The sequence below is a fragment of the Pseudomonas sp. FW306-02-D09B genome, from assembly GCF_058782685.1.
In genome coordinates, this window is sequence record NZ_JBYSXY010000027.1 from 39,960 (window position 1) to 46,802 (window position 6,843).

The 6,843-nt window shown below is 48.4% G+C and carries 9 protein-coding genes and 1 pseudogene; 8 read left to right on the forward strand and 2 right to left on the reverse strand.

The annotated features are described in order from the left end of the window. The first annotated feature begins 151 nt into the window (after positions 1 to 151). From AC3WK5_RS27655 to AC3WK5_RS27690, 8 genes and pseudogenes are all read left to right on the forward strand, one after another. The gene (locus tag AC3WK5_RS27655; protein ID WP_103316264.1) at positions 152 to 859 is read left to right on the forward strand and encodes a transposase; all 708 of its coding nucleotides are present in this window, start codon (positions 152 to 154) and stop codon (positions 857 to 859) included. 258 nt (positions 860 to 1,117) lie between these two features. Then, on the forward strand, positions 1,118 to 1,549 hold the full coding sequence (locus AC3WK5_RS27660; protein WP_103316265.1) for a hypothetical protein: 432 nt from the start codon (positions 1,118 to 1,120) through the stop codon (positions 1,547 to 1,549). A 111-nt stretch (positions 1,550 to 1,660) separates the two neighbouring features. Continuing rightward, a complete protein-coding gene (locus AC3WK5_RS27665; protein ID WP_177474927.1) occupies positions 1,661 to 2,278 on the forward strand; it encodes a hypothetical protein in 618 nt (205 codons plus the stop codon). A gap of 114 nt (positions 2,279 to 2,392) precedes the next feature. Continuing rightward, the gene (locus AC3WK5_RS27670) at positions 2,393 to 2,827 is read left to right on the forward strand and encodes a contact-dependent growth inhibition system immunity protein (protein ID WP_146039811.1); all 435 of its coding nucleotides are present in this window, start codon (positions 2,393 to 2,395) and stop codon (positions 2,825 to 2,827) included. Positions 2,828 to 2,864: 37 nt separating this feature from the next. Then, positions 2,865 to 3,572, forward strand: coding sequence for a transposase (locus tag AC3WK5_RS27675; protein WP_103316267.1), 708 nt, complete (start codon positions 2,865 to 2,867; stop codon positions 3,570 to 3,572). Positions 3,573 to 3,729: 157 nt separating this feature from the next. Further along, positions 3,730 to 3,927 (forward strand): annotated as a pseudogene (locus AC3WK5_RS27680) (transposase); the annotation flags it as partial. A gap of 72 nt (positions 3,928 to 3,999) precedes the next feature. Next, positions 4,000 to 4,200, forward strand: coding sequence for a hypothetical protein (locus tag AC3WK5_RS27685; protein ID WP_256585176.1), 201 nt, complete (start codon positions 4,000 to 4,002; stop codon positions 4,198 to 4,200). 368 nt (positions 4,201 to 4,568) lie between these two features. Continuing rightward, positions 4,569 to 5,027: a hypothetical protein gene (locus AC3WK5_RS27690; RefSeq protein WP_103316268.1), complete on the forward strand. Its 459-nt coding sequence runs from the start codon at positions 4,569 to 4,571 to the stop codon at positions 5,025 to 5,027. A gap of 729 nt (positions 5,028 to 5,756) precedes the next feature. On the opposite strand, the gene AC3WK5_RS27695 is transcribed toward AC3WK5_RS27690, so the two are convergent. Further along, a complete protein-coding gene (locus tag AC3WK5_RS27695) occupies positions 5,757 to 6,023 on the reverse strand; it encodes a short-chain dehydrogenase (protein ID WP_103316269.1) in 267 nt (88 codons plus the stop codon). Beyond that, positions 6,020 to 6,304, reverse strand: a complete 285-nt coding sequence (locus AC3WK5_RS27700) for a DUF3077 domain-containing protein (protein WP_103316270.1) — start codon at positions 6,302 to 6,304, stop codon at positions 6,020 to 6,022. The genes AC3WK5_RS27695 and AC3WK5_RS27700 overlap by 4 nt, the downstream gene beginning before the upstream one ends. Between the last annotated feature and the right edge of the window lie 539 nt (positions 6,305 to 6,843).

The following is a 6,843-nucleotide window of genomic DNA, read 5'->3' on the forward strand; positions in this document are numbered from 1 at the left end:
AGAGGTGCAAAAGGCGCAGTAGATGATCTTGCTTCAAGTAAGGTCAAGTGGGTCGATGAGAATGCACGAGGAAAAGGGGACCAAGGAAAAGGGGACAGATTTATTTTTCGCTGATTTGCTAGGCTGAAAGCTCCATGGAAGGAGGTTGCTCATGCCCAGGATGGGACGCATTGTTTTGCCGAACTACCCGCATCACGTTGTCCAACGCGGTCATAACCGTCAGGTGGTGTTTGCTGCTGCTGAGGACTATCAGCGTTATCTTGCCGACCTTCGAGAGCTTAAGGAGGCATTTGGGGTAAGGGTGTACGCCTACTGCCTGATGACCAATCATGTCCATTTGTTGTTGGCGCCAAGCGAATCGGTGGCAGGCCTCGGGCAGCTAATGAAGGCGCTGGCGGCGCGTGCCACTCGCTACCGTAACCGGTTGGAAGGCCGTACCGGTACGCTATGGGAGAGTCGGTATAAGTCCAGTGTGGTGCAATCCGATACTTATCTGTTGGCATGCTGCCGCTATATTGAACTGAATCCGGTACGTGCATGCATGGTGGTCGATGCGGCGGATTACCCTTGGTCGAGTTACCGGGCACGTGTAGGCGATCTGCCTGATAGCGATTGGCTAGATACTGAAGCCTGTTTCGATGTGTTGGGTGATACCAGCCTGGAGCGGTACAAAAATTATGAGGGTTTTGTACGACAAGCTGTTTCCAGCGAAGAAGTAAGGCTTATTCGTGAAGCTCTACAGCGTGGGCAGCTAACCGGGACGGGGCGTTTTATCGATGAAGTAGAACAGATTGCGGGGATTCGAATAGAGCGTCGAGGTCAAGGCCGACCAAGGGAAAAGTCTGTGGTTGGAAAATAAATCTGTCCCCTTTTTGATAAGTTAGGTTTTAGCTTCTATGCTCACGATATTGACGAGGATGATTCTGTTGTTGAAGCGCTATATGTCAGTTTTAGAAAGTGAATAAAAAAATTGAAAAGGGGGCGGATTTATTTATAGATTGCCGAGTTTTGTTGTTGTAAATAAATCTATCTCATTGTTGCTTTTTGGTTCTTGTATTTGATGCTGGTGCGGAAGTGGTGAATAAGTTAATCGAGCAGTTTAAAAGGTAGTGATGTGATGAGTAAATATTTTGATGATGAGTTGATTGGTGATTTGCATGAGAAGGTTTCATTCGGTGAGTTGCGTATTGCTCGAGAGATAGATATTTATTTTGAGGCGTTAAAGACAAGGTTTCCGATTAAGAATCGCAGGCTTGACTGGGCGGCGATGCCGTTCTCAAAGGTGAGGCTTGAAAATGATAGTAAAAGAAAGTCCGATGCTTTTGCATCTTTTTTTAAAGATGTAATGCTTGAGTTTGGGCTGGTGGGAGAAGTGGTATATGTCGGTGATAGTGCGACGGATATTGCGGTGCTTGGAGATGTAGAAGCGTTTGTTGATGTGCTTGAGTGTTTAGTGTCTATTCCTCAGCATCACTATTTTTTGTCGGTGGACTGTTCGTGGTTTATATGCTTTACAATGGAGGGAGATATGGGTGTTGTGGTTATATGAAGTCGAAAAAGGGACAGGTTTATTTGTGGTGAAAGGGGGCGGATTTATTTGCGGGTTACTGGATTTTGTCGTCGTAAATAAATCTGTCAACTTTGTGCTGGAGAAGAAATAATGACCCTGGGCAAATATTGGAAGCCTGGGTTTGGCGAGTTAATTACCTGGTTCGCTATGGATAAAAATGGAGCCATCGCAGTTATGGTGAATAACTGCTTTGGGGCGCTGCCAGCAGCATTGCTGGAATTGCCCGATCTAGATGAGAAGCTTGATGGTTTTAATAAGTTTATGTGGGAGGAGTCTGCAGGGTTTAATAACTGTCCTGAGAATAAAAATGGACAGACAATTCTGGATTTGTATTCGGCATGTACCTATAGGCATACCACTTCAAGACAGGAGGTTGAAAATTGGGTTTGCGAGAGGTCTTTGTTTGGTGGGGAATTGACAGAGTACAGTATACCTTCCATTAAAGGTTTCTATGTATTTCATGGCGTAGAAGGAAGTGTTCCTGGTGAGGACTTTCCTGTTGGATATGATGGTCCTACGGTAATGGGGGACTATTTTCGCTACTTAATGCCGAGTATATTTGCTGGAATAGAAGATATTCCTATTGAGCTCAGAGGGTTAATCGCTGTATCCGACTCCTTGGAGTTTTCAAAAATACCTGTACTTTTCAGTGAGCGGATTGATTGCCTGTTTTCGCATACTTATAAAAAATATTCGCCTATGCTATAGGTGGAAGACAATAGCGTGATGTTTTGAAAAGGGGGCGGATTTATTTATGAGTGAACGAGTTCTGTTGTCGTCAATAAATCAGTCCCATTTTTTTGCAATGATGGGGTTGGGGGTATGAAAAAAACATTTCGTTCAATAGCCGCTGGTCTTAATAGCACGTGGCAACCCGAGGCTGATCCCTCTTCTTTAACTCGATGGTATCTGTCGGTTTGCGATATACCTATTGCTGGCCTTCAGGTTGAGGATTTGTGCCGTGCGGTGAGGCAGGAATTATTCTTATCGGAGTTGTTGCCTTTTGTTGTTGATGTTCTAGATAAAGACCTTCTTTCAGGTTTTATAGATGATGGTGAGTTGTTGGCGGCAGTTACACGTTTGTCGTCATCCTATTGGAGCAATGATGTGTTGCTGGCGCAGAAAATGCGCTCGATTCTAGTTAAAAATGGAGATTCTTTGGTAAATGAACCTGACGCTGTCAAGTCTGCAAGTATTTTGGAGAGTAAGCTAATTAGTGTTATGGGTAGAAAAGGGGACAGATTTATTTTCTGCTGATTTGCTAGGCTGAAAGCTCCATGGAAGGAGGTTGCTCATGCCCAGGATGGGACGCATTGTTTTGCCGAACTACCCGCATCACGTTGTCCAGCGCGGTCATAACCGTCAGGTGGTGTTTGCTGCTGTCGAGGACTATCAGCGTTATCTTGCCGACCTTCGAGAGCTTAAGGAGGCATTTGGGGTAAGGGTGTACGCCTACTGCCTGATGACCAATCATGTCCATTTGTTGTTGGCGCCAAGCGAATCGGTGGCAGGGCTCGGGCAGCTAATGAAGGCGCTGGCGGCGCGTGCCACTCGCTACCGTAATCGGTTGGAAGGCCGTACCGGTACACTGTGGGAGAGTCGGTACAAGTCCAGTGTGGTGCAATCCGATACTTATCTGTTGGCATGCTGTCGCTATATTGAACTGAATCCGGTACGTGCATGCATGGTGGTCGATGCGACGGACTACCCTTGGTCGAGTTACCGGGCACGTGTAGGCGATCTGCCTGATAGCGATTGGCTAGATACTGACGCCTGTTTCGATGTGTTGGGTGATACCAGCCTGGAACGGTACAAAAATTATGAGGGTTTTGTACGACAAGCTGTTTCCAGCGAAGAAGTAAGGCTTATCCGTGAAGCTCTACAGCGTGGGCAGCTAACCGGGACGGGGCGTTTCGTCGATGAAGTAGAACAGATTTCGGGGGTTCGAATAGAGCGTCGAGGTCAAGGCCGGCCAAGGGAAAAGTCTGTGGTTGGAAAATAGATCTGTCCCCTTTTTGCTCTTCAGCAGGAAAAGAGCAGGAAAAAGAGCAGGAAAAGGGGACATCCATTAGCCGGTCCTACGTCAACGAAAAGGGGACAGATTTATTTATTGATAAACGATTTTGGTTGTCGAAAATAAATCTGTCCCCTTTTTTGTGGAACGGTACAAAAATTATGAGGGTTTTGTACGGCAAGCTGTTTCCAGCGAAGAAGTAAGGCTTATTCGTGACGCTCTACAGCGTGGGCAGTTAACCGGAACGGGGCGTTTCGTCGATGAAGTAGAACAGATTGCGGGGATTCGAATAGAGCGTCGAGGTCAAGGCCGGCCAAGGGAGAAGTCTGGGGTGGGAAAATAAATCTGTCCCCTTTTTTGCGGGTGTCACAAACTTTAAGTTTGTAATTACCCCGGCAACAAAGTGAGGTGTGAAATGAGTAGTGATCGGGAGACGTTAGAAAAAATTCTGGGTGGAAAAATCGAGCAGTCGAACTCTCGAAATTTACCTGGTGTTACGGTTGTCGATGGGCAGCAAGTTGTTTATTTTTCGGATGATGGGAAAACAAATTCCGAAAACAATTTAATAACATTACGTGCTTTTCTGAGCCGCCGAATGCCGTTCGTGGAGGGGTAAATGATCGCGGGTGTAAAGTCACCCCGCCCACGGGGCCTGTTTTTTACGCGATTTCCTATCATGGTGATCTTGACGGTTGGAGAAAAGATATTGAGGTAGGGGCAAATGGCCTTGGTCTATTACTTGCTAAAATCGAAGGTGATCAATTTGTTATTTCCGATGGCCGCTCGATCCCTCTGTCAGATTGTAAAATAGAGTTTTCTTGAACACTGCTTACCCTCAACACCGGCCTCGCAGCGAAAAGGGGACAGATTTATTTATTGATAAACGATTTTGGTTGTCGAAAATAAATCTGTCCCCTTTTTTCCGAGCAGGGTTTGATTCGCGGTGCCGAGCTGTTGAAAAAAGCTGGATATGAAGGATTTTAAATGGCTAAGAAAGTAAAGCTGGGCGACATTTTGCAGGTGTTAACCTCGCAGGGTGTCGCATATGCGCAAGTTACTAATAAGCATCCGGAATTTGGCTTTTTAATTCGTGTTTTCCCCGGATTTCATAATAAACAACCAAAAGACTTTTCGGTTATGGTTGATGGTGAACCACAATTTTCCGCATTCTTTGTTGTTCAAAGTGCGGTAAATCAAGGCCTTCTATCCATTGTGGCAAATGTTCCGGTTCCCGAAAGGTTACAAGTTTTTCCTACGTTCCGATCCAGGAATGGCGGGCCGGGAGGCTCTATTTGGCTGTGGAATGGAAGCGAAGCACTTCGGCTGGAGAGAGAGATTAGTTCGGAAGAGCTGAAGCATTCCACAAGAGGAATTATCAGTGCGCCATTGCTTGTTGAGCGTATTGAAAAGAATTACAGAGCCGAGACCCATGAGGTCTGGTGAGCTGTAGACGTTTCAACTTGAAGTGTTCAATAGGAAAGGTCAGCGAATTGGGACCTAAGCAACGAAAAGGGGACAGATTTATTTATGGATTGCCGGGTTTTGTCGTTGTGAATAAATCTGTCCACTTTTTACACTCTTTTTACACTATGGTACTGCAATGACTATGTATTTTAAGACCTTGGCTGATAAAGGGTTTAAGTTTTATGAGGAGGCTTCAAGTGAGAAGAAATAAACTACTCGGGGTTGTGGTTTTGTCATTTGCCTTGCTGGCAATTGTTTGGGGGGTAAGTGCGTTTATCTCTATGATGCTTGCCTCTCTCATTTCCTTGTTTATAGGTACTGATTCGGATTGGGTTTTCATATGGGTTGGTTTTCCCTTGTCACTCATATTGGCGGCGTGCTGGGCAGTTAGGCGCTGGGATTATGTAAAGGCGTTTATAACGGGGCGTGGGGGGTGGTGATTCCTCCGACAGTTAGAGGTGGGACCGGCCAGATGATTCTCAGATTTGAATGGCACTTACTTAACCTTCTTCGGGTGCCCATTCCTCCGTACCTCAGCCCTTGCCGATCGACGTGTTTGCATCAACAAATAAATCGCACCCCGCGATGAGGTACCTAGTTATCGCGGGGTACGGCGTTGAACACCATCGCTTTGCAAGATTCTGCACGCACGACCTAAGGCTCAGTTGATCCTTTCCCGCAACGTGTGGGAACAGCCTATGCGTTACCTCAGTGCTGCGCCCGAATCTGGCGCCCCAACACATCCATCACATCGCAGCCATCACGCAGCAACATCGCCGCTGCGTGGGCGATTTGCTGCACGTCTGCGCCTTTGGCGTGGGCAATGTCGAGGCTGGCCAGGCTTTCCATCATCTGCGTGACCGCCAGAAACCGTGCAGCAGCGTTGCTGTGCAGCACATCCAGCGGCGCTTGGGTGGCGACCAGCAGCACCGGGATATCGCAATCGTTGTTGGTCATCGGCATGTGCGGGTTCATGCGTCATCTCCCGGTTGGGCGGCGTGCAGTCCGTCGATCGACGCCTGGAGCAATGATCGGGCGGTGCCGAGCATTTGCTGGCTGGCCCAGCGTAAGGAGACGATGTGTTCCGGGGTGGTGGCGGTGGGGGCTTGATGGGCGAGGGCTTCGGCGCAGCTCAGGTAGATCGAGGCGTGTTCGAGTGCGTCGAGTAACGGGATGTCGGGTTGGACGGCGAACAGGTAATGGTCGACGTGGTCGCAGCGGGCGAAGGGGGTGGATTTTGTGGTTGGATCGGTCATGGGGGAAGCTCCTTAGTGATCAAGAGCTGCCACGTGGTCGCCGTCAAACGATAGGGTGGCAACTGTGCGCAGGTTGACGGACCGGTCTAAGGCACCCGGCGCACTCGAAAGTGCCCCGCGCACAGTCACCATTAAGTTTTGCGTCGAGCACAGAAGTGCACGAGCAAAGTTGAAGGACAGTGCGCGCCTTAAAACTACCGAGCCGTCAAACCCGATCACGAGTGAGTCGTGACAAGCGCGAGGATAGGGAGTGAGGCTGTGGCAGTCAATCGGCCTAAGGTCTGACGCAGGCGGTTTGTTTGTAGGTTTGTTCCGGAACGGACAGCTGCCGTGTGCACGGGTACCGATGCGGAAAAGGGACACCCATTAGCCGGTCCCGTCCTGAACAAGGATTACACCAGTTTCAGGACCAGACACTCACCAAAAAGCCCGGACACGTGTCCGCAATGCTGTTCACTTACGCCGATGTTTCAGGCATATCCGCAGTTGTGGCGAGGGAGCTTGCTCCCGCTGGGGCGCGAAGCGGCCCTGAATTGGGC